The 22,658-nt window shown below is 65.1% G+C and carries 14 protein-coding genes, 1 tRNA gene and 1 pseudogene; 6 read left to right on the forward strand and 10 right to left on the reverse strand.

What is annotated here, in order from left to right; translation table 11 throughout:
- Positions 1 to 13 precede the first annotated feature (13 nt).
- Genes BHQ40_RS12465 through BHQ40_RS12485 form a run of 5 tightly spaced genes read right to left on the reverse strand, consistent with a single transcriptional unit; the run spans position 14 to position 5,561 of the window.
- Complete coding sequence (locus BHQ40_RS12465) at positions 14 to 463, reverse strand: MaoC family dehydratase (RefSeq protein WP_070156204.1); 450 nt, start codon at positions 461 to 463, stop codon at positions 14 to 16.
- Complete coding sequence (locus BHQ40_RS12470; protein WP_070156214.1) at positions 463 to 2,328, reverse strand: acetyl/propionyl/methylcrotonyl-CoA carboxylase subunit alpha; 1,866 nt, start codon at positions 2,326 to 2,328, stop codon at positions 463 to 465. Before BHQ40_RS12470 ends, BHQ40_RS12465 begins: the two co-directional genes overlap by 1 nt.
- Positions 2,325 to 2,795, reverse strand: a complete 471-nt coding sequence (locus BHQ40_RS12475) for a nuclear transport factor 2 family protein (RefSeq protein WP_083276882.1) — start codon at positions 2,793 to 2,795, stop codon at positions 2,325 to 2,327. Before BHQ40_RS12475 ends, BHQ40_RS12470 begins: the two co-directional genes overlap by 4 nt.
- 10 nt (positions 2,796 to 2,805) lie before the next feature.
- Complete coding sequence (locus BHQ40_RS12480) at positions 2,806 to 4,407, reverse strand: carboxyl transferase domain-containing protein (protein ID WP_070156206.1); 1,602 nt, start codon at positions 4,405 to 4,407, stop codon at positions 2,806 to 2,808.
- The gene (locus BHQ40_RS12485; RefSeq protein WP_070156207.1) at positions 4,404 to 5,561 is read right to left on the reverse strand and encodes an isovaleryl-CoA dehydrogenase; all 1,158 of its coding nucleotides are present in this window, start codon (positions 5,559 to 5,561) and stop codon (positions 4,404 to 4,406) included. The genes BHQ40_RS12480 and BHQ40_RS12485 overlap by 4 nt, the downstream gene beginning before the upstream one ends.
- An 86-nt stretch (positions 5,562 to 5,647) precedes the next feature.
- Between BHQ40_RS12485 and BHQ40_RS12490 the strand changes: the two genes are divergently transcribed.
- Positions 5,648 to 6,550, forward strand: a complete 903-nt coding sequence (locus BHQ40_RS12490) for a LysR family transcriptional regulator (RefSeq protein ID WP_070156208.1) — start codon at positions 5,648 to 5,650, stop codon at positions 6,548 to 6,550.
- On the opposite strand, the gene BHQ40_RS12495 is transcribed toward BHQ40_RS12490, so the two are convergent.
- Positions 6,523 to 8,220, reverse strand: a complete 1,698-nt coding sequence (locus BHQ40_RS12495) for a M28 family metallopeptidase (RefSeq protein WP_139139295.1) — start codon at positions 8,218 to 8,220, stop codon at positions 6,523 to 6,525. The genes BHQ40_RS12490 and BHQ40_RS12495 overlap by 28 nt on opposite strands.
- 99 nt (positions 8,221 to 8,319) lie before the next feature.
- Positions 8,320 to 9,510, reverse strand: coding sequence for a GGDEF domain-containing protein (locus BHQ40_RS12500; RefSeq protein WP_070156209.1), 1,191 nt, complete (start codon positions 9,508 to 9,510; stop codon positions 8,320 to 8,322).
- Between the two features lie 261 nt (positions 9,511 to 9,771).
- Between BHQ40_RS12500 and BHQ40_RS12505 the strand changes: the two genes are divergently transcribed.
- The 3 genes from BHQ40_RS12505 (at position 9,772) to BHQ40_RS25100 (ending at position 16,531) form a co-directional block, all read left to right on the forward strand.
- Positions 9,772 to 11,895, forward strand: coding sequence for an autotransporter assembly complex protein TamA (locus BHQ40_RS12505; protein ID WP_083276885.1), 2,124 nt, complete (start codon positions 9,772 to 9,774; stop codon positions 11,893 to 11,895).
- Complete coding sequence (locus BHQ40_RS12510; RefSeq protein ID WP_070156210.1) at positions 11,895 to 16,085, forward strand: translocation/assembly module TamB domain-containing protein; 4,191 nt, start codon at positions 11,895 to 11,897, stop codon at positions 16,083 to 16,085. The genes BHQ40_RS12505 and BHQ40_RS12510 overlap by 1 nt, the downstream gene beginning before the upstream one ends.
- A gap of 233 nt (positions 16,086 to 16,318) precedes the next feature.
- Positions 16,319 to 16,531, forward strand: coding sequence for a hypothetical protein (locus tag BHQ40_RS25100; protein WP_253183348.1), 213 nt, complete (start codon positions 16,319 to 16,321; stop codon positions 16,529 to 16,531).
- 132 nt (positions 16,532 to 16,663) lie between these two features.
- On the opposite strand, the gene BHQ40_RS12515 is transcribed toward BHQ40_RS25100, so the two are convergent.
- The gene (locus tag BHQ40_RS12515; RefSeq protein WP_070156211.1) at positions 16,664 to 18,424 is read right to left on the reverse strand and encodes a DUF885 domain-containing protein; all 1,761 of its coding nucleotides are present in this window, start codon (positions 18,422 to 18,424) and stop codon (positions 16,664 to 16,666) included.
- A gap of 320 nt (positions 18,425 to 18,744) precedes the next feature.
- Between BHQ40_RS12515 and BHQ40_RS12520 the strand changes: the two genes are divergently transcribed.
- Both BHQ40_RS12520 and BHQ40_RS12525 read left to right on the forward strand, forming a co-directional pair.
- The gene (locus tag BHQ40_RS12520) at positions 18,745 to 19,752 is read left to right on the forward strand and encodes a helix-turn-helix domain-containing protein (RefSeq protein WP_253183349.1); all 1,008 of its coding nucleotides are present in this window, start codon (positions 18,745 to 18,747) and stop codon (positions 19,750 to 19,752) included.
- A 58-nt stretch (positions 19,753 to 19,810) separates the two neighbouring features.
- Positions 19,811 to 19,886: transfer RNA gene (locus BHQ40_RS12525), tRNA-Val, on the forward strand.
- Between the two features lie 18 nt (positions 19,887 to 19,904).
- Here BHQ40_RS12525 and glmS read toward each other — a convergent pair.
- Together glmS and BHQ40_RS12535 are read right to left on the reverse strand one after the other, a co-directional pair.
- Complete coding sequence (glmS, locus tag BHQ40_RS12530) at positions 19,905 to 21,728, reverse strand: glutamine--fructose-6-phosphate transaminase (isomerizing) (RefSeq protein ID WP_070156212.1); 1,824 nt, start codon at positions 21,726 to 21,728, stop codon at positions 19,905 to 19,907.
- 112 nt (positions 21,729 to 21,840) lie between these two features.
- A pseudogene (locus BHQ40_RS12535) lies at positions 21,841 to 22,658 on the reverse strand (cobyric acid synthase); the annotation flags it as partial.

Consider the following 22,658-nt stretch of genomic DNA (forward strand, 5'->3'; position numbering starts at 1 on the left):
GGCTCCGGTGCTTTCAGGCGGACTTTTTGATCAGCGCCGTGCGCAGGCACTGGCAGACCAGTTCATCCCGCTGGTTCAGCAATCTGTGCGTGAAGGTGACGATGCCTGCGCCGGGCCGCGATCTGCTCTCCTTGAGATCGGTGATTTCCGTCTCCGCCCGGAGCGTATCGCCGATGAATACCGGCTTGGGCATGACCAGCTTGTCATAACCCAGATTGGCGACCAGCGTACCGAGCGTGGTGTCGCCCACCGACAGCCCGACCATCAGCGCGAAGGTGAAGGTGCCGTTGACGAGGATCTGGCCAAATTCCGATGCCCTGGCGGCCTCCGCATCGATGTGCAGCGGCTGCGGATTATGGGTCATGGTGGAAAAAAGCAGATTGTCCGTCTCCGTCACCGTCCGGCGAATCTCGTGGACCAGCGTTTCACCGATGGACCACTGGTCGAAATATTTGCCAGCCATCAGGCCTGATCCCCCTTCTCGATCTTCGCAAGCAGCGCGCCTTCGCTGACCTGCCCGCCCTCGGCCGCCTTCAGTTCGGCGACGATGCCGTCAAACGGAGCGACCAGACTGTGCTCCATCTTCATGGCCTCCAGAGTCAGGAGCTTCTGGCCTTTCGTCACGCTCTCGCCCGCCGTCACGGCGACGGCAATGATGCGGCCGGGCATGGGCGAAAGGATGGCGCCATCCGACGCGCCGCCCCCGACGCTGCCCTCCACGCGCCATTGCGACAGCCGCCACACCTGCCCATCTTCCGCGATCAGGACGGCATCCTCTCCGTCGCCGCCCACCGCATCGCCATCTACCGCATCGCCGCTGTCCCGCCAGTCCACCGTCAGCGGTTGACCGTCCAGCAGGAACAGCGCTTCCCTTTTGGGCGGCGCATTCAACCGGAAGCCTCCAGTGCCGCGCCCCGGCATCAGCGCCTGCGCCGCGTCGGCGAGAGCCTCCGCCGAGGGTCGCTCCGGCGGCATCAGCGCATCGCCCTCTCGCCCGATAAGACCCGTGTCGAGGATTGCGCCGGCAAAGGCCGGATGCTCCAGCGCCTTGACCAGAAAACCGGCATTGGTCTTGACCGGCCAGACCGCCGTGTCGGCAAGGGTCGCCGCCAGGGACCGGCGCGCCGCATCCCGGTCCGCGCCCCAGGCGATGACCTTGGCGATCATCGGGTCGTAGAAAGGCGATATTTCCGCCCCCTCCTCTACACCGGTATCGATGCGATAGGCGTCACCCAGATCGAATGTGTCGAGCAAGCCGATCGAGGGCAGGAAACCCTTTAAAGCGTCCTCAGCATAGAGGCGCGTTTCCATCGCCCAGCCGTTGATGGACAGATCATCCTGCCGTTTCGGGAGCGGTTCCCCGCTCGCCACGCGCAACTGCCATTCGACCAGATCCTGCCCGGTGATCTCCTCCGTCACGGGGTGTTCGACCTGCAGGCGGGTGTTCATTTCCATGAACCAGATGCGGTCGGCGCGCAGCCCCTCCGATCCGTCGGCGATGAATTCGATGGTGCCCGCCCCGACATAATCGACGGCCTTGGCGGCGCGCACCGCCGCCTGGCAGATCGCCTCGCGCGTTTCCGCATCCATGCCGGGCGCGGGCGCTTCCTCGATCACCTTCTGATGGCGGCGCTGGAGCGAACAGTCGCGTTCGAACAGGTGGACGACATTGCCATGGGTGTCGCCAAACACCTGCACCTCGATATGGCGCGGGTTGGTGACCCATTTTTCCAGCAGCACCTGATCATTGCCGAAGCTGGACGCCGCCTCGCGCTGGCAGGAGGCGAGCGCGTCGAGGAAATCGGCTTCCGCATCGACCTTACGCATGCCCTTGCCGCCGCCGCCCGCGACCGCCTTGATGAGGACGGGATAGCCGATGGCGTCGGCCTGCTGCTTGAGGTGATCGGGCCTCTGATCCTCACCGAGATAGCCGGGCGTGGTGGGCACGCCGGCATCCTGCATCAGTTTCTTGGCCGCGTCCTTCAGGCCCATCGCGGTGATGGAGGCGGGATTGGGGCCGACCCAGATGAGACCCGCGTCGATCACCGCCTGCGCAAATTCGGCATTTTCGGACAGGAAGCCATAGCCGGGGTGGATCGCCTGCGCGCCGGTTTCCTTCGCGGCGGCGATAATCTTCTCACCGACCAGATAGCTTTCGCGGACGGGGGAGGGACCGATATGCACGGCCTGATCCGCCTGCCGGACGTGCAGCGCCCTTGCGTCGGCGTCCGAATAGACCGCGACCGTGCGGATGCCCAGCCGGCGGGCTGTGCGAATGATCCGGCAAGCGATTTCGCCCCGGTTGGCGATGAGGAGGGAGGCGATCATTGGCCAGCGCATCCCGTGGTGCGCGACGAGAAGGTGAGGTTCATCACCTTCCACACGCCGCCTTCGCGGATCAGGTCGAAATGGTCGACGCCGCAATTGGTCACCTTGCCCGCGACACGCACGTCATAGGACGCCCAGACCATGGCGATGTCGCCGTCTATATCGATCGCCGGGTCCCAGATGCGTTCCGCAAAACCGGCGCCAAGCTTCAGGCGTTCGGCGAATTTCGTCCAGCTTTCCTGCCGCAATCCCTGCGCCCCGTCGCGGCGCGGGCCGATGGCGCTGACCCGGCCATCCGGGTAAACATGCTGAAGCATGGCGGCCGCATCGCCCTTATCCAAGGCGGCGAAGATAGCGTTGACCGGCTCAAGCACAGCCGTCTCGGCGCTGGTGTCCAGAGGGACCGGATTTGCCGGGGGCAATTTGTCGCCCGGCGCAGCGGCGAGGAGCATCGAAAGCAGGATCATCGGAAATTCCTTACATTCGGAACACGCCGAACGCTGCGCGTTCGGGGATTGGGGCATTCAGAGAGGCGGCGAAGGCGATGCCCAGGACGTCGCGCGTCTGCGCCGGGTCGATAATGCCATCGTCCCACAAGCGCGCAGTGGCGTAGTAGGGATTGCCTTCTTCCTCATATTTCGCGCGAACGGGCGCCTTGAATGCCTCCGCTTGCTCTGGCGTCCAGCTTGCCGCGTCGCGATGCACCGTCGCCAGCACGCTCGCCGCCTGCTCGCCGCCCATCACGCTGATCCGCGCGTTGGGCCAGGTGAACAGGAAGCGCGGGCCGTAGGCGCGGCCGCACATGCCGTAATTGCCTGCGCCGAAGCTGCCGCCGATCAGCACGGTGATCTTCGGCACGCTGGCGGTGGCGACGGCGGTGACGAGCTTTGCGCCATTCTTGGCAATCCCCTCCGCCTCATATTTGCCGCCGACCATGAAGCCGGAGATATTCTGAAGGAACAGCAGCGGGATGCGGCGCTGGCAGGCGAGTTCGATGAAATGCGCGCCCTTCAGCGCGGACTCGCTGAACAGCACGCCGTTATTCGCCAGGATCGCCACCGGCATGCCCCAGATATGCGCAAAGCCGCAGACAAGGGTGGTGCCGTACAGCGCCTTAAACTCGTGAAATTCGCTGCCGTCGACGATGCGCGCGATCACTTCGCGTACGTCATAAGGCGCGCGGACATCGTCAGGGATCAGGCCGTAAAGTTCGGCGGGATCATATTTGGGCGGACGCGGATCACGCAGGTTGACGTCCGGCGTCAGGTCCGGCTGCAGCGTCGAGACGATATCGCGCACGATGGTCAGCGCATGTTCGTCATTTTCCGCAACATGATCGACAACGCCGGACTTGCGCCCGTGGAGATCGCCGCCGCCCAGATCCTCGGCGCTGATCACTTCGCCGGTCGCGGCCTGAACCAGCGGGGGGCCGGCAAGGAAGATCGTGCCCTGATTGCGGACGATCACCGTCTCGTCGGACATGGCGGGGACATAGGCGCCGCCCGCCGTGCAGCTTCCCATGACGCAGGCGATCTGCGGGATGCCCCGTGCCGACAGGTTCGCCTGATTGAAGAAGATGCGGCCGAAATGCTCGCGGTCGGGAAACACCTCTGCCTGATTGGGCAGGTTCGCGCCGCCGCTGTCGACCAGATAGATGCAGGGCAGCCGGTTCTCCAGAGCGATCTCCTGCGCGCGGAGATGCTTCTTCACCGTCATCGGATAATAGGTGCCGCCCTTCACCGTCGCGTCATTGCAGCCGATCATCACCTGACGGCCGGACACGCGGCCGATGCCGGAGATGAGGCCAGCGCCGGGAATATCCTCTCCATAAAGACCATTGGCGGCGAGTTGGCCGATCTCAAGGAAAGGCGAACCGGGATCGAGCAGGCGTTCCACACGCTCACGGGGGAGCAGCTTGCCGCGCGCAGTGTGCTTCTCCCGCGCCATGTCAGGGCCGCCGAGCGCCGCTTGCGCAACGCGGGCGTGGAGTTCATCGCGCAGCGCGCGGTTATGCGCATCGGCGCGGCGGAACGCTTCGCTGTCCACCTGCGCGTTGGTGTCGAGAACCGGCGCGCTCATGCCCCTATCAACTCCCGGCCGATCAGCATGCGGCGTATTTCGTTTGTCCCCGCGCCAATGTCGAGCAGCTTGGCGTCGCGCATATAGCGTTCCACCGGCCAGTCCTTCGTATAGCCCGCACCGCCGAGCGCCTGCACCGCCTCCAGCGCGACCTTCATCGCATTCTCGCTCGCCAGCAGGATCGCCCCTGCCGCGTCGAAGCGCGTGGTCTTGCCAGCATCGCAGGCGCGGGCAACGGCATAGACATAGGCGCGGGCGGAATTGAGCGCGACATACATGTCGGCGATCTTCGCCTGCATAAGCTGGAAGGCGCCGATGGGCTTGCCGAACTGCTTGCGCTCGCGGACGAAGGGAATGACGGTATCGAGGCAAGCCTGCATGATGCCAAGCTGAATTCCCGCCAGCACCGTCCGCTCATAATCAAGGCCGGACATCAGCACGCCGACGCCGCCATTGAGCGGCCCCATGACATTCTCCTCCGGCACCTCGCAATCGTCGAATACGAGTTCGGCGGTCGGCGAACCGCGCATGCCCATCTTGTCGATCTTCTGCCCGATGGAGAAGCCCGGCATGTCCTTTTCGATGATGAAGGTGGTGATGCCCTTCGACGGCGCAGAGTCATTTGGGCCGGTCTTGGCGTAGACGACCAGCGTGTCGGCATAGGCGGCGTTGGTGATCCAGAATTTCGTGCCGTTGAGGATGTAACGGTCGCCCTTCTTCTCCGCCTTCAGCTTCATCGACACGACGTCGGACCCCGCCCCGGCCTCCGACATGGCGAGGCTGCCGACATGTTCGCCGGAAATCAGCTTCGGCAGATATTTCGCCTTCTGCGCGTCATTGCCCCAGCGGCGGAGCTGATTGACGCAGAGGTTGGAGTGCGCGCCATAGGACAGGCCGATCGAGGCGGACGCCCGCGCCACTTCCTCCTGCGCAACGACATGTTCCAGATAGCCCAGGCCAAGCCCGCCAAATTCCTCCTCGACGGTGATGCCGTGCAGGCCCAGTTCGCCCATGGCGGGCCATAATTCACGGGGAAACCAGTCCCTGGCGTCGATCTCGGCAGCGAGCGGCGCGATCTTGTTCGCGGCGAACTGTGCGGTGCTTTTCCGGATCATGTCCGCATTTTCGCCCAGCGCGAAATCGAAATCACTCATGCCTTCTCTCCTATGACGGATCGGAATAGCGCAACCGGATGCAATAGAAAAATTGAAAGACGCCAAGCATTGTATAGATAGCGTCTATGATTGACCGTTACCTTCTCCGCTATTTTCTGGCCGTGGTGGACCAGGGCAATTTCTCCCGCGCCGCCGCGCAGTGCAATGTGTCGCAACCTACACTGTCCGTCGGCATAGCCAAGCTGGAGCGGTCATTGGACGCCTCGCTCTTTTCCCGGTCCAGCCAGAGGGTGCAACTGACGGAGGCCGGAAACCGTTTCCTGATCCATGCACGGCGCATAGAGCGGGAGTTCAACCTGGCGCATCAGGCGATGGCCGGCGCCAGCGCGGCTCCCGTGCTGCGGATCGGCATATTGCACAGCATTCCGGGCGCGACGGTCGCCGCCGCCATACGGGATGCGCGCGGACAGGACCCGGACGCCACCGTCGAACTGGTCTATGGCAGCGAACGCGAACTTGTGGGCCATCTGGCGCGCGGCCGCATCGAGGTCGCCGCGACGCTGGTGGAGCGCGGCTCCGACAGGTTTCTGGAACAGCCTCTGGCGACGGAGGGCTTTGCCCTCGCCATGGGCAAGGAGCACCGGCTAGCCGCGCGCACCGACATTGCGGCCGAGGAACTGGCGTCGGAGGTGATGATCGTGCGCCGCCATTGCGAGGCGCTGTCCGAAACCAGCCGCTATTTCACCGAGAGAGGCGTGCGCCCGCATTTCGCGCTGCGCTCCACCAATGACGAGCGTGTGCTGCAAATGGTGGCGGCGGGACTGGGGATAACCGTGATGCCCGAAAGTTACGCGCATGAGGCCGTCGTGCGGCCAAAACTCGCCGGTTTCGAATTTCAGCGGACGCTGGGTTTTGCGTTCGGCCATGATGCCGAACCGCTGCGCGCGCAGCCGACGCCGCTTCTGGATGCGCTCGGCAAGGCGCTGGCGGCGCGCGCCGGTCAATCCCCTGCGGCGGCACCCTTCTGACGCAGTTTTGCAAATTCGGAACCACTGTTCCACTCCGGCCAGCGATCGCTGTTCGCCAGTTGCCCGCCGATCATATGGAATAGCGTAACATCCTGCGTCGCGCCGGTCAGATCCCAGTCGGGCGACCAGCGATCGCAGTCCTGATGATAGCAGTTGGCCGTGTAGTCGCTGACCCATTTGTCGCCCGCCGCCCGGCCGCCGGAGACCAGATCGGCGCCGCCGCCGATCGCCATCAGCAGCAGGGTCGGCACGCCACGCCGGGCGAGGGAGAAATGATCGGCGCGGTAGAATAATCCGCGTTCGGGCCGGGCGTCCGGCGTCACCGTCCGCCCCTGTGTCTTGGCGGCATCGGCGAGATAGCGTTCAAGCTGGTTCTGTCCCGCGCCGATCAGGACAACATCGCGGGCCGCGCCGGCCGTCTGCAACACGTCCAGCGTCATGTTCGCGACCATCCTGTCCGCCGGATAGAGGTTGGACCGGGCGAACCATTCCGACCCCAGCAGACCCCTCTCCTCCGCCGTCCATGCGGCGAATATAAGCGTCCGGTCCGGCCGTGGCCCGGCGGCGAAAAGGCGCGCCAGTTCCAGCACGCCCGCGACGCCGATGGCGTCATCGACCGCGCCGCGCCGGATCGTTCCCTTCTTCGGGCCTGGTTTCGGGTCTATGCCATAGGCGTCCCAATGCGCGGCGAAGGATATGGTCTCATCCGGGCGCGTGCGTCCGGGAAGTCTGGCGATCACATTGCGGCTTTCGATACGTTCGCGCGTAACGCCGATATCCGCCGACAGCGTGGACGAAAGGGCGACCGGTTTGAAGTCCCGCCCGCGCGCGGCAATGCGCAGCGCAGCCAGATCAAGGCCGGAGACGGCAAACAGCCGCGTGGCGGCATCGCCGGAAAGCCATCCCTGCAACGCCAGCGCCTCCGGCGCGCCAGCATCCCGCACCAGACCGAAATTCTCGCCGCCCGGCGCGATCACCGTATTCCATCCATAACCCGCCCCCGGCGTATCATGGACGATCAGCGCGGCCAGCGCGCCACGGCGGGCCGCCTCCTCATATTTATAAGTCCAGCGGCCATAATAGGTCATGGCGCGGCCGCCAAAGGCCCCCGCGACCGGTTCGCCCGCCTGCGCGTCGAAATCCGGATCATTGACCAGAAAGACCGCAACCTTGCCCTTCAGGTCGATACCCTTGAAATCATCCCAGTCCCGTTCGGGCGCGGTCACGCCATAGCCCACAAACACCATGGGCGCGGCGGACAGTTGCACATGGTCCGCATCGCGAAGCGTGCTGATGTAGATATCCCTGCCCTGCGCCAGCGCCTGATCAGCGCCCTTGATCGTCATGGTGACAGGGCGCGACTGGTCCAACTGCGTGCGGAGCAGCGGCACGATCTGGGTCCAGCCGCCCTTGTCCCCGCCGGGTTCAAGCCCCAGGCCCTTAAACTGTTCGACGAGATAATCGACGGTCCGAGTTTCGCCTGCCGATCCCGGCGACCGACCCTCAAACGCATCGCTCGCCAACATCCGGGTGATGGAGGAAAGCCGTTCCGGGTCTACAGCCCCGACAGCCTTGGGGGTTCGCGGATCACCTGCCTCGGACGGCAGGGACGTGCAGCTAGCCCCCAGCAGCAGGACGCCGATAATCGTCGCCAGTTTCGCCTGCATCATCCATTCCTTTGCGCATGCGCCATCCCCGCGTGTCCTGCCGGGCCGGACGCGAATTAGGGCATAATCCCCTTCGCCATCAATGGTTGCGATGAACCCGCGCTATCCGGCGATCAGGCGCAGTTGGGGGGCCGGCGCTTCCGGAACCATGTCGCCGGTTCCGTTGGACTTCATGATCCGCACCTTGTCCCGGCCCGCCAGTTTCGCTTCGTACATGGCGAGGTCGGCGCGCTCTATCGCGACTTCCAGTGACGAATCATCTTCCAGATATTCGGACAGGCCAAAACTTGCGGTCAGCGGGTAGGAAATGCCCGTGCCGTCCCAGTCCGCGCCAGCGAAAGCCCGGCGCACGGCCTGCGCAAATCCGACGGCTTCGTCCGGCCTCGTCCGGGGCAGGTGGATCAGAAACTCCTCGCCACCGAACCGTGCGGCGATCGCTCCGGGCGGAAGGTCGGCGCGGATGGTGGCGGCGAAGGCGGTGATCACCGCATCCCCCACCGCATGGCCATGGGCGTCATTGATACGCTTGAAATGGTCGATGTCGCAGATGACCACGCAACCCGGCACCTTGCCCCGCCGTTCGCGCAGGGCCACCGCATCCCAGAAACCGCGACGGTTGAGCAGCCCGGTCAGCGGATCGGTGAAAGCGTCGCGCTGATAATCGGCGACGACGCGCGAGACGCTGGCCGCCAATGCGGTGAGCGCCATCACTGGGGCGAGCATGCTCGCCAGCACCTGCATGAGAAAGGCATAGTCAGTGGACAGGAACGCCGCCCGCTGATCCGACGGCGTGGTCAGCATCACGGTCGTTCCGCGAGAGAGCGTGTCGAGCGCGACAAGGCTGACGGCCGCGAACAGCGCATGGTCGACCTTTCTGCGCATCCGCCGGGCCATGACGCCCAAAGGCAGGGCGATGAGCAGGAAGCAGCCAAGATCGGACGCGGCAAGTTCCAGCCGCAGGCTGTGCGATCCGAAAATCGCGAACGCGCAAAGGCCCACGGAGACAGCCCAGATCGCCATGCGGACAAGGCGCATATCCTTCGCGCCCGCATGCTGAAGGATGCCCTGACCATAAAGGTAGAAGGAGGTGGCAAAGAGGGCGTCGGCAAGAAGCGCCCAGAAGCGTGATGGAAAATATGGCGCTATCACGGGAATGCAGAATGCGACCCCGCCGCATAGATAACCGGCGCCCCACGGCAGGGCGTTCCGTGCGCCCCAGCGCCAGGCGAACAGGAATGCGCCACCGAAAACCGCCATGATGATCGGCAGGAGAAAGGCGAAATGTTCGTCCAAAATGTCCCCGGTCCTGCACCGGCGGAGAGTTTCCACCATGCGCCGCAAAGCGCTGCATTACGTTGCGGGGCGTTAAGATTTCATCGCCATCGCCCTTAATTTTCAACGCTTTTCACGTTTCCCGATTGATGTCCGGTAGTGATGAACGGCTTTTCTTTGGGAACTAACGTGCCTGCCGGAACGTATCCCTTTCACGTTTTCCCGGCATTGCGTCGAGCCTCTGCCCGAAAAACAGGACAGCATGGGGGCGTTTCGCGAGCGATGCGGATTATTGATGCCGGGCTAGGCACCTGCATTGCGGTGGCGATGGCGGGACAGGCTTGTCCGGTGCGCGCGCAGGATGCGCCACCTCAGAACGGGGCATCGTCCCCGGCCGTGGACGAAACGCCGATTATTCCCAACGACAGTTTCGAGCAGCGCCTGCCGCCGATCAGCGACGGTCAGGAGACGCCCCTGCCCAGTGTCGATGAATTTATGGACAAGGCGGCCGCCGATACGCCCCCCGCCCCCACGCTTCCACCCGAAACCGCACCGCCGGAGGATATGGAGCTGACCAGGCCGCTCACGCCGCTGGACGGGTTCGACGTAACGCCCGTGGAGGTCGCCGCCGACCCGACGCCCGATGCGCCGGACGCTATCGCCTACACAACCGCCATCGAGGGCTTCAAAGGGACCGGGCTGGAGGATGAGTTCAACGAGTTGAGCGCCCTGCGCAAGGGCAAGGGGAAGGCGGATACCGCCGCGATGGTGCAAGCGCGGGCGCGGGAGGATGAGGCGCTGGCCATCCGTCTGCTACACTCGGCGGGCTATTTCGATGCGTCGGCGCTGTCCACGGTCGACCAGTCGAAGGCGCCTTCCACGGCCGCTAGTTCCGCGCAGAACGCACCGCTCAACGCCATCGTCACGGTGACGCCGGGCAAGCAATATGTGCTGGGCGAGATCGTCGTGCAGGCGCAGGCGACGGTGCCGCCGGACCTGATCCGCAAGTCGCTGCCGCTGAAATCCGGCGACACGATCACGACCGAACGAATCGAGGGGGCAGAGGCGAATGTCAGCCTGCAACTGCCCCGGCAGGGCTATCCCTTCGTCAAGCTGGGAGACCGGGACATCGCTCTCGACGGGCAGATGCTGACCGGGGACTATACCCTGCCGGTCGATACCGGGCCGCGCAGCAGCTTCGGCGGCATCACGACCAGCGGCGACCTGGCGTTCGACGCGGAGCATATCGGCGTGCTGGCACGGTTCGACCGGGGCGAACTGTACGACAGCCGCAAGGTGGACGACTTGCGCAAGGCGCTGGTCGCGACCAGCCTGTTTTCCAGCGTGTCCGTCGAGCCCAAGCCCACCGGCCAGCCCGGACCGGACGGCACCGAATATGTCGAGTTGCAGGTGGAGCAGGACGCCGGACCCGCGCGGACGCTGGCGGGCGAGGCGGGATATGGCACGGGCCAGGGGTTCCGCGCGCAGGGAAGCTGGACCCACCGCAACCTGTTCCCGCCGGAAGGCGCGCTGATTCTGACCGGCGTCGGCGGCACGCAGGAACAGGGGATCGGCGCTACATTCCGCCGGGCGAATGCTGGCAAGCGCGACCGGACGGTGCAGGCGGGCGTCAACCTCAGCCACCAGAATTATGCGAGTTACGAGGCGTTCACCGCCGGGATCAGCGGCAGCATATCCCGCGCCTCCACGCCGATATTCCAGAAGCGGTGGACATGGTCCTACGGCTTCGAGATTCTGGGATCGAACGAAACCACGCTGAACGAGACGACCGGGGAGACGCGGCGGCTGACCTATCTGATCGGGGCGCTGCCTGGGCAGATCGGCTATGACCGCTCGGACGACCTGCTCAACCCGACGAAGGGATATCGCGCGACGTTGCGCGTGTCGCCGGAGGCATCGTTGCAGGGCAATGTCTCGCCTTATGTCCGGGCGATGTTCGACCTGTCCGGCTACTATCCCGTATCAGAGAGCATAGTGATCGCGGCCAGGACGCGGGTGGGGACGATCACCGGCGTCAGCCGCGCGGACATCGCACCGTCCCGGCGCATCTATGCGGGCGGCGGCGGATCAGTGCGCGGTTTCGGCTATCAGGAACTGGGGCCGAAGGATGCGAACAACGATCCGATCGGCGGCCGGTCCGTCAACGAATTCGCGCTGGAGGCGCGCTACCGTTTCGGCAATTTCGGCATCGTGCCGTTCGTGGATGCGGGCCAGGTCTATGATTCCAGCATGCCCAAATTTTCCGACATCCGTTTCGGCGCAGGGATCGGCGGGCGTTTCTACACCAATTTCGGGCCGTTCCGCGCGGACATCGCCATGCCGATTAACCGCCAGCCGGGCGAGTCCAAGTTCGCGCTCTACATCGGCATAGGGCAGGCCTTCTGATGGCGGAGGAAGAGGCCATCGCGAAACGCCCCGCGCCGGACAAGCCGCCGCTGTGGACGCGGATCGCCAAATGGGCGGGCATCGGCATCGTGGGCCTTGTGGTGCTGGTCGGCCTGATCCTGCTTGGCCTCAACACCGCGCCGGGCAAGCGTTTTCTGGTGCGGCAGATCGCGGCGCTGAAGCTGGAATCCGGCATGGCGATTGAGATCGGCCGGATCGACGGGTCGATCTACAGCGACATGACGATCCGCAACCTCATCCTGCGCGATCCCAACGGCATATTTGCCGTCAGCCCGCAGGTGAAGGTGGTGTGGAAGCCCTTCCGCTACCTCAACAACCATATCAGCGTCAGCGAATTGACCGCGCCGCTGATTGCGGTCTCCCGCCTGCCGCAGTTCAACACGGTGGAGAGCGACCCCAATGCGCCGCTGCTGCCCGACCTGGACATCGACGTCGACCGGCTGACGATCGACCGGCTGATTCTGGGCCGGGTGGTGACGGGCGAGCGGCGCATCGTCGCGATCAGGGGTAGCACCCATGTCGCGGACGGTCGGGCGCAACTGGAGACGAATGCGCGCGCCGACAGCGGCGACCGGCTGACGGCGAAGCTGGACGCCGTGCCCGCGCAGAACCGGCTGGCGATGCAGGGTGAGCTTTATGCGCCCGCAGGCGGCGTGGTCGCGCGCATGGGCGGCCTGACCGACGAAATGACGGTGAAGCTGGACGGCAAGGGAAGCTGGCAGAGCTGGGCCGGGCGTCTGGTCGCGACATCGCCGAAGGGCGAGCTGGCGTCGGTGGCGCTGGTGGCGCGGGACGGCACGTTCACGGCGAAAGGGCCGCTTCGTCCGGGCCTGATCATGGAGGGGCCGGTCCAGCGGCTGACCGCGCCGGCGCTGGATATGGACATGACGGCCGCGCTGGCCGAGCGGCGGGTCAATCTGCGCGCATCGCTCACGTCCGACGCGCTGGCGGCGAACGCGAACGGGCTGATCGACCTTGGCCAGAGCAAGTTCGGCGCGCTGAAGATCGACGCGCGGCTGCTGACCCCCGGCGCCATCATGGAGAAGGTGCGCGGGCAGGATGTGCGGGCGTCGGTGATCCTGGACGGGCCGATGGCCACGCCGTTCATCGACTATGATATTTCGGCGAGGCAGATCGCCTTCGACGCGACGGGGATCGAGAATCTGAAAGCCAGCGGCCGCGCGGTGATCGACGCCGACCGCATCCGCATTCCCGTCAACGCCACCGCCAGCCGCGTGACCGGGCTGAACGCGGCGGCGGGCGGGCTGCTCACCAATTTGCGGGTGAAGGGCGATTTCGCCTATGCGGGCGGCAAGCTGATCAGCGACAATCTGAAGATCGACAGCGACAAGATCGACGCGACCGCCCTTGTCCTGGCCGACATTCCCAATGCACTGTATCGCGGCGCGCTGAAAGGACGGGTCAATGATTACCGGATCGACGGGGTCGGCATCGTCAACCTGACGACCGACGCGAAGCTGGAGCCTGGTCCCAAGGGCGGATTCGGCATCAGCGGCCGGTTCGGCGTGCGCACGTCCCAGCTTGAAAATGCGTCCGTCCGCGATTTCCTGGGCGGCAATGCGATCTTCAGCGGCAAGGTCGGCATGACGCCGGAGGGCAACTTCACCCTCGCGGAGCTGAAGGGCGGCGCGCCCAATTTCACGATCCTGTCCGGCAGCGGGCGATATGAGACCGATGGCGCGATCGCCTTCGATACATCCGCCAACTCCCGGCAATATGGGCCGCTGGCGCTGACGGTGCGCGGCACGGTCGACCGGCCGCAGGCAGTGCTGCGCGCCGCCCGGCCCAATGTCGGCGTGCAATTGACCGATGTCGTTGCGAAGCTGAATGGCGAGGCGGCCGGATACCGGCTGGAGGCGACTGGCGGATCGGAATATGGGCCATTCTTCGCCAATATACTGGTCCGTACCGCCAAGGGGCCATTGACCATCGACATCAGCCGTGCGCGCTTTGCCGGGGTCGATATGGCGGGCACGCTGCAACAGACGCAGGCCGGGCCGTTCGCGGGACGGCTCAGCCTGAATGGCTCCGGGATCAACGGCGCAGTGCAACTTGCCAACCTGTCCGGCAAGCAGAGCGCGACGGTGAAGGCGACAGCCAGCAACGCAAGGCTGCCCGGCGACAATGATGTGGTGATCGGCCGTGCGCTCATCGATGCCTCGGTCATCCTGTACGACACGCCGCAGGTGGTTGCCGACGCCCAGTTCGCCAACACCCGCTATGGCGATCTGGTCATCCGGCAGGCGCGCGGCAAAGTGAATTATCGCGGCGGGCGCGGCACGGCGCAGCTTGTTGCGGACGGCAATAGCGGGGTGCCGTTCAATCTGGCCGTGAATGCCGCGCTACGCCCCGACCTCTATGCCGTGGCGCTGAACGGCCGCGCCGACCGGATCGACTTTCGCCTGGCCAAGCCCGCAATCATCCGCAGCGGCAGGGACGGGTATAGTCTGGAACCCGCGCAGATCGTCACGCCGCAGGGCACGATCGACATTGCCGGACGCCTCGGCAACAGGACGGAAGCGCAGGCGCGGTTCAAGGATTTCGACCTGGCCGTCGCCAATATCTTCACGCCGGGCCTGGGCATCGGCGGCAAGGCGACCGGGACGGTGGATTTCGTGCAGAGCGGCAACGCCTTCCCCGCCGCGACCGCGCGCCTCAACATCGCGGACTTCACCCGGTCCAGCCTGACGGCGGTGTCGGACCCGGTGGAGATCAGCGTCGAGGGCAAGATGCAGCAGAATGGCGCGGACCTGCGCGCGCTGATCCGCAAGAACGGCACGGCGCTGGGGCGGCTGGTGATGACGATGCAGCCGGTGGGCAGCAAGGGAAGCTGGACGGAAAGGCTGATGGCGGCACCGCTAGGCGGCGGCGTGCGCTATAACGGCCCGGCGGATGTCCTGTTCTCCTTCGCCGGACAGCCGGACCAGCAACTGACGGGAGGGATCGCGCTCGCCGCCGATTTCAGCGGCCGGGCCAGCGACCCGCGCATCAACGGCCTGATCCGCGCCAACGCCCTGACATATGAGAATGAGACGTTCGGGACCAAGGTGACGAACATGCGGCTGGACGGGCGCTTTTCCAACGACCGGCTGGAAATACGCCAGTTCAGTGGCAAGGCGGGTGAAGGCACGGTGCAGGCGAGCGGCACGGTCGGCCTTGCCGCCGCCAGCGGTTTCCCGATGGACATTAATGTGACGCTGGACCGCGCCCGTCTGGCCCGGAGCGAGGCGCTGGGCACCATCGTCAGCGGAAAGATGGCGATCACCAACAGCCAGGCCAATGGTGCGCTGGTGTCCGGTGACCTGCGGATACCGGAACTGCGCTATCAGGTCGCCTGGCAGGGCGGCGCGCAGGTCCGCGACCTGAAGGGCGTGCGACGCAAGGACCAGCAGGTCGACATCACCGCTCGGCCAGCCGCGGCCGGCCCGCCCAGCATGTTCAAGCTGGATATCAGGGTACGCGCCGACAATCAGATTTACGTCACCGGCATGGGACTGGAATCGGAATGGAAGACGGACATGCGCGTTACCGGCACCACCGCCGATCCGCGCGTGGTGGGCAAGGTGCAGATCGTGCGCGGCACCTACACCTTCTCCGGCAAGCGGTTCGAGCTGACGCGCGGCGAGATTGATTTCACCGGCGGCGCGATGACCAATCCGGCGATCTTCATCACCGCGTCCACCAATGTCGAGAAGGTCGTCGCCGCCATAAATGTCACCGGCACAGCCCAGAATCCGGAGATCGCCTTCACCTCCGTCCCCAGCCTGCCGCAGGACGAGGTGCTGTCCCGCATCCTGTTCGGCAGCAATGTCAGCAACCTGTCCGCGACGCAGGCGATCCAGCTTGCCGCTGCACTGAACGGCCTGCGCGGGGGTGGCGGCGGGCTGAACCCGCTCGGCAAGCTGCAGGGCGCATCCGGCGTCGACCGGCTCCGCATCCTCGGCTCCGACAGCGCAACGGGACGCGGCACGGCGCTGGCGGCGGGGCAGTATCTGACCAACAATGTCTATGTGGAGATCATCACCGACGCTAAGGGTTTTACCGCGACGCAGCTTGAGGTGGCGCTGTCCAAGGCGCTCAGCATCCTGTCCCAGACCGGCGGCACGACGGGCACTTCGGCCAATCTGCGCTATTCCAAGGATTATTGATCGAGGCGGGTGGTGTCGATCTTAGCGTCGTTGCTTTGAGATTAGCGTGCTCCTGCGAAAGCAGGAGCCCAGTTCGGAGGGCGGATCTGGGCTCCTGCTTTCGCAGGAGCACGTTGCTCTCGGTTCAACCGCTGCTCATCGATTCCCTGTGATTTTTTCGATGCTTGGTTTCATACCGGCACGGAAACTTCCGCCTGTTGGCGTGTTAGCATGGGGAGAGAAAAGGACCGGCCTTGAACATCCAGACATGTCCCGCGCCCACGCGCAAATCCCGACCCCCGGCCGTTGGCCACAATATCCTCTATCGCAAGGCTGCGTCTAACCCCTGCCCCGGTTGCGGCAAGAGCCAGTGGCTGGTCGGCAGGGTCGTGGCGGAGTGCGCCTTTTGCGAGACCGCGCTGCCGCTGGAGCATGGGTTTCGCTTTTCCGGGTTATCGGTGGGTTGAGCAGATTATCTCAATTCCGTTCGCCCTGAGCGAAGTCGAAGGGCTCGCCCGACCAGAGGGAGGGCACTTCGCTACGCTCAGTGAAAGGCTTCGACTTCGCTCAGCCCGAACGGAGCGGGGGACAATACTGGCCTAAAGCTGCTTCCGCCCCGCGATCCAGGCATCGATCCGGCCGCTCAGCACGTCGAGGGGCACCGGTCCCTGCGCCAGCACCGCGTCATGGAAGGCGCGCAGGTCGAATTTCGGACCCAATGCCTCCTCCGCCTTCGCCCGCAGCTCGCGGATGCGTATCTCGCCCAGCTTGTAACCGAGCGCCTGCCCCGGCCAACTGATATAGCGGTTCACCTCCGCATCGATATTCGCTTCGGACAGCGCGCTATTCTCCTTCATGAAGGCGACGGCCTGCGCCTTGGTCCAGCCCTTCGCATGAATGCCGGTGTCGACGACCAGACGGCAGGCGCGCCACATCTCATAGCTCAGCCGCCCCATCATCTTTTCCGGCGTGTCGTACAGGCCCATCTCCTCGCCCAGATATTCGGTGTAGAGCGCCCACCCCTCGACATAGGCGGTGAAACCGGCCGCATGTTTGCGGAAATCCGGCAAGTCCAGCTCCTGCTGCAGGGCGATCTGGTTGTGATGGCCCGGCACCGCCTCATGCGCGGTCAGGGCGGGCAGTTCCCACAAAGGGCGCTGGCTCAGTTTTGACGTGTTGACGAAATAGGTGCCGGAAATGCCGCTTTCCGGCGCACCCGGCCCGTAGTAGGCGGTCGTCGTTCCCTCCGCCGTTTCCGCCGGGATCGCCCGGACGCCGTAGGGCAGGCGCGGAAGACGCCCGAAATAGCGGGGCAGCATGCCGTCGATCGTCTTGGCCTGCCACGCCGCCGCGTTCAGCAGTTCCTGCGGCGTTTTGGCATAATATTTGGGGTCGGTGCGCAGCGTGGCGATGAAGGCGGCGCGGTCGGCATAGCCCGCCTTCTTCGCAACCTCATCCATGCGCGCGAGGATGCGCTTGACCTCCGACAGGCCGATCGCATGGATCTGATCCGGCGTCAGGCCGGTCGTCGTATGCGCCTTCACCTGCGTCGCATACCAGGCCGCCCCGCCCGGCATGGCCGATGCGCCGTCCGTCTTGCGGCAATGGGGCACATACTCCTTCGCGATATAATCGTGCAGCCGGGCATATTCCGGCGTCACCACGTCGCGGATCACCGTGACCGCACGCGCCTTCATCGCCGTCCAGTCCGCCTCGCCCATGTCGCGCGGGCGGTTGCGCAGAAACGGACCGTAGAAGCGCGTATCCTCCGGCTTGCCCGCCACGGTGGCGCTGATCGTGTCCGCAAAGCCGCCAAGCACCGAACAGGGCTGGACATAGCCCTCCTTCACCGCCCGCTTCGTGATCGCGATGCCCTGCCCGTTCTGCGCCGGGAACAGCGAAAGGCGCTTCAGATAGCTCTCATAGTCGGCGCGGGTGTAGAAAGGCAGGTTGTCGGCCATGTCGGCGAAACCCTGCTGCCAGCCATAATAGGTGGTGAACAGCATCATCCGCTCGCCATGGCGATTGGCCTCTATATCGTCGCCGAGCATCCAGGAGAGCACGGCCTTGTTCGTGCGTTCGTCGGCGCTGAGGCCCGAATCGGGAATGGCCTCCAGCCGCGACAGGAAAGCCTGTTCGGTCTTTGCATTGGCATCCCGTGCGGCAAGGCTGAGGTCGTCGATGCGATCATCATAGTCCCGCACGCCAAGGCCGGTCGCCTCCACCGGGTTGACCGAAAGCCACCAGCGCCAATGATCGTCGATCACGCCCTTAAGCGCGGGAGAGCCGCTCGATCCGGTCTGGGCGGCGGCCGGAAGCGTTGCCCCGGCGAGCAGGAGGGCGGCGACGATTTTGCGCATGACGATACTCCGTAGACAGCGCGGCATCCTCGTCCTCCATGCTTTCGCGGGCAAGGCGCAATTGATCATCGACAGAAGGAAAGAAAGAACATATAAGGAACATCATCCATATCGGAGAAGATATTCCCCACCGCCATTCTGGATGGATTTGGGAAGGTTAGAACCGTTACGGACAGGAACAGACCGCATTTCACGCACCCTTTCGGGGTCCGGGGCGGTGCTGTTCCTCCATTATGGAGGAGGCGGCTTGCGACGCCGGGCCGCGTTCCTTCCATAATAGATCGAAAGCGGATGGCGGATCTGGATCGGGGGGTACGGGCATGAAGGGCGATGAGATATTGCTGCCGGCGGATCATCCCGCCGCCCGGTTCATCACGCAGGATATTGCGCTGTGCGCCGACGACCGGCCCACCCTTTTGATGATCGCCGAACCCGATGCATGGGGATGCCTGGAAGCGGCCGCAACGGCGGTCGGCGCGCGCCTGCTGGGGTCGGTCTGTCTGGAGGAGGCGGCGATCCGGCTCGACCGCATCGCGCATGTCGACATGATCGTCCTGTGCTGCGCGCGGCCTCATGCGGCCTTGCCGGGCCTGCTGACAAGGCTGGATGCGATGGCGGCGGCGAACGACGCCGCGCTGGTGATGGTGACCAGCATGGATTGCCTGGACATCGCCTATGCCCATCATCGGGCGCCTGCGACCCAATGGCTGTGCGATCCGCGCGACACGGAACTGGCCGCCGCGATCACGCTGGGGCTGAGGATGCGCGAGCGCGACCCCCTGTTGCGCGACATCGGGCGTGAGGGCGATTCCGCGCGGATCGACCGGCTGAGCGAGGAGGTCGGCCGCATCGCCCGCGCGCTGGATGTCCTTACCGAACGCAGCGAGGCGGCGCAGCGCCCGGAGGGAAGCTGGCTGGCCGAACGGCAGGGCGGCTATGTCGCCCAGCCCGCCGCCGCATCGCTGGCGCCGGTGGGCGACGAGCTGACCGCGGGTCATATCCGCGCTCTGTTGCGCACGCGGCGATTGCGCGACCATTTCCTGCCGCCGGACATGTTCGCCGACCCCGCCTGGGACATGCTTCTGGACCTGATGGCGGCGCGCCTTTCGGGGGAGCAGGTGTCCGTGTCCAGCCTGTGCATCGCCGCCGCCGTCCCGCCGACGACGGCGCTGCGATGGATACGCCAGCTTACCGACCGGGGGATTTTCGTGCGGCAGGCCGACCCGGCGGACGGACGCCGGGTGTTCATCGCCCTGTCCGATGACGCCGCCGCGGCGATCACCCAATGGTATGTGGCGCGGCGGCGGATACTGCGTGACGAACTGTAACCGCGCGCACTCCGCGCTTGACCCTGCGGCGCTTTGCCCTAGATAGCCAGAGCCCTGGGGGCGATTAGCTCAGTTGGTAGAGCGTCTCGTTTACACCGAGAATGTCGGCGGTTCGAGCCCGTCATCGCCCACCATTCCCCTATATCGATGGCCTATTCCACCGTCACCGACTTGGCGAGGTTGCGGGGCTGGTCGACGTCCGTGCCCTTCGCCACGGCGACATGATAGGCGAGGAGCTGCACCGGCACCGCATAGACGAGCGGCGCGATCAGCGGGTGGACCTTTGGCATGGTGATGGTGGCAAGGCAACCGTCGCCCGCCGCCGCGATCCCGTCATAGTCGGAGATCAGCACCACCTTGCCGCCGCGCGCCTGCACCTCCTGCATGTTCGACACGGTCTTTTCGAACAGCGGACCTGACGGTGCGATGACGATCACCGGCACGGCATCGTCGATCAGCGCAATGGGGCCATGCTTCATCTCGCCGGCGGCATAGCCCTCGGCATGGATATAGCTGATCTCCTTGAGCTTCAGCGCGCCCTCCAGCGCCAACGGATAATCGGGACCACGGCCGAGATACAGCACGTCGCGCGCTCCGGCGATGACGCCCGCCATGCTCTCGATCGCCTCGTCATAGGCAAGCGCGGCGTTGAGGGCGGCGGGGGCTTCGGCCAGATGGCGCACAACCTTCTTTTCCTCTTCCGGGCTGAGCCTTCCTTTGGCCCGCGCCAGGTTCGCGGCGAGCGCGGCAAGCACGGCCAACTGACAGGTGAAGGCCTTGGTCGAGGCGACGCCGATTTCCGGACCGGCATGGGTGGGCAGCAGCAGGTCCGCCTCCCGCGCCATCGTGCTGGTGGGGACGTTGACGACCACGGCGATCTTCTGCCCCTCCGCCCGCGCATGGCGGAGTGCGGCGAGCGTATCGGCGGTCTCACCCGACTGACTGATGAACAGCGCCAGCCCGCCCGGCTCCAGCACCGGCTCGCGATAGCGAAACTCGCTCGCCACATCGATGTCGACGGGGATGCGGGCGAACTGTTCGAACCAGTATTTCGCGACCATGCCCGCATAGAAGCTGGTGCCGCAGGCGACGATCGTCACCCGGCGGATCGCCGACAGGTCGAAGTCCGGGATCGGCAGCGACACCTGATCGTCGATCCGGCGCATATAGGAACGCAGCGTCTGCGCCACGACCACCGGCTGCTCGTAAATCTCCTTGAGCATATAGTGGCGGTGATTGCCCTTGGAGATGAGTTCGCCGGTCACGCCGGAAATGGTGACGGGACGCTCGACGGGATTATTGTCCTTGTCGAAAATCTCCGACCCTTCGCGGGTGATGACGACCCAGTCGCCTTCCTCAAGATAGGCGATACGCTGGGTCAGCGGGGCGAGCGCCAGCGCGTCGGACCCCAGATAGGTCTCACCGTCGCCATAACCGACGACCAGCGGCGAACCGAGACGCGCGCCGATCAGCAGATCGGGATGACTGCGGAACAGGATGGCGAGCGCGAAAGCGCCATGCAGACGCGGCAGCACCTGCGCAACCGCTTCCTTGGGCGACGCGCCCTGCTCCACCAGTTCGCTCACCAGATGCGCGACGACCTCCGTATCCGTCTCGCTGGCGAAGGTGCGGCCGCGGCCGATCAGCTCGTCCCGCAGCGGCTTGAAATTCTCGATGATGCCGTTGTGAACCAGCGCCACTTCATTGGTCGCATGCGGGTGAGCGTTGCTGGTGGTCGGCGCGCCGTGGGTGGCCCAGCGTGTATGGGCGATGCCGATGTCGCCGGGCAGAGGATCACCCTCCAGCACCTTGACTAGATTGGCGAGCTTGCCCTCCGCACGGCGGCGCTCGATCGCGCCTTCGAACACGGTCGCGACGCCCGCGCTGTCATAACCGCGATATTCGAGCCGCTTCAGGCCATCGACCAGACGGTCGGCGACGGGGGAATTGCCAACGATTCCGATAATACCGCACATGGAAGGGAGCGCCTCGCAAAGTTGGGGGCAGGGATTTGGATGCCTCTATCTCCGCGCATATGCACGAAGGCTTAATCGACGGCCAGCCCCCCGCCCGTTCCTGACCTTTTTGTCATGCCGCCTTCATGGACAGTGCGAGGATGGCGTCGATATCGGCATGGGTTTCCAGCGTGGCGGCGATCTCGTCCAGCGCGGCATCGACGGAAGCGCGATAGTCGGTTCCGGTGGACGCGACGCCGATGCGGGAGAGCCAGGCGCGCCGCTGCGCCGAATGCGCAAACAGGCCGTGGATATAGGTGCCAGCGACCCGGCCATCGGCGGAAATCGCGCCATCCTCCTGCCCGCCGGAGAAGCGGGCGACGGGGCTAGCGGCGTCCGGGCCGGTGGTGAGGCCCATATGCATTTCATAGCCCTCAAACGGTTCGCCAAGCGCCTCGCCAGTTACCCGTTCCAGCGTCTTGGTGCCGCTGAGGCGGGTTTCGACGTCGAGCAGGCCCAGCCCCTCGACAGTTCCGGCCGGTCCTTCGATGCCTTCGGGATCGGCAATGGTCCGGCCGAGCATCTGATAGCCGCCGCACAGGCCAAGCACATGCCCGCCGCGCCGGTGATGCGCGCAAATGTCGATGTCCCAGCCCTCAACGCGCAGATACTGCATATCGGCGATCGTCGCCTTTGACCCCGCCAATATGATCAGCGCCGCGTCCGCCGGGATCGGGCGGCCGGGCGGGACCATGACCAGTTCCACGCCCGGCTCCAGCTTCAGCGGGTCGAGATCGTCGAAATTGGAGATGCGCGGCGTGATCGGGCAGGCGATGACCACCCTTCCCTGCCCCGAGGCGGCAGGCCGTTCCAGCACGACGCCATCCTCGCTCGGCAGGCGCGCCGCGCCGGGCAGCCAGGGGATGACGCCAAGACCCGGCCAGCCGGACC

The sequence above is a fragment of the Sphingobium phenoxybenzoativorans genome (genome assembly GCF_001757355.1).
In the GTDB taxonomy this organism is placed as follows: domain Bacteria; phylum Pseudomonadota; class Alphaproteobacteria; order Sphingomonadales; family Sphingomonadaceae; genus Sphingobium; species Sphingobium phenoxybenzoativorans.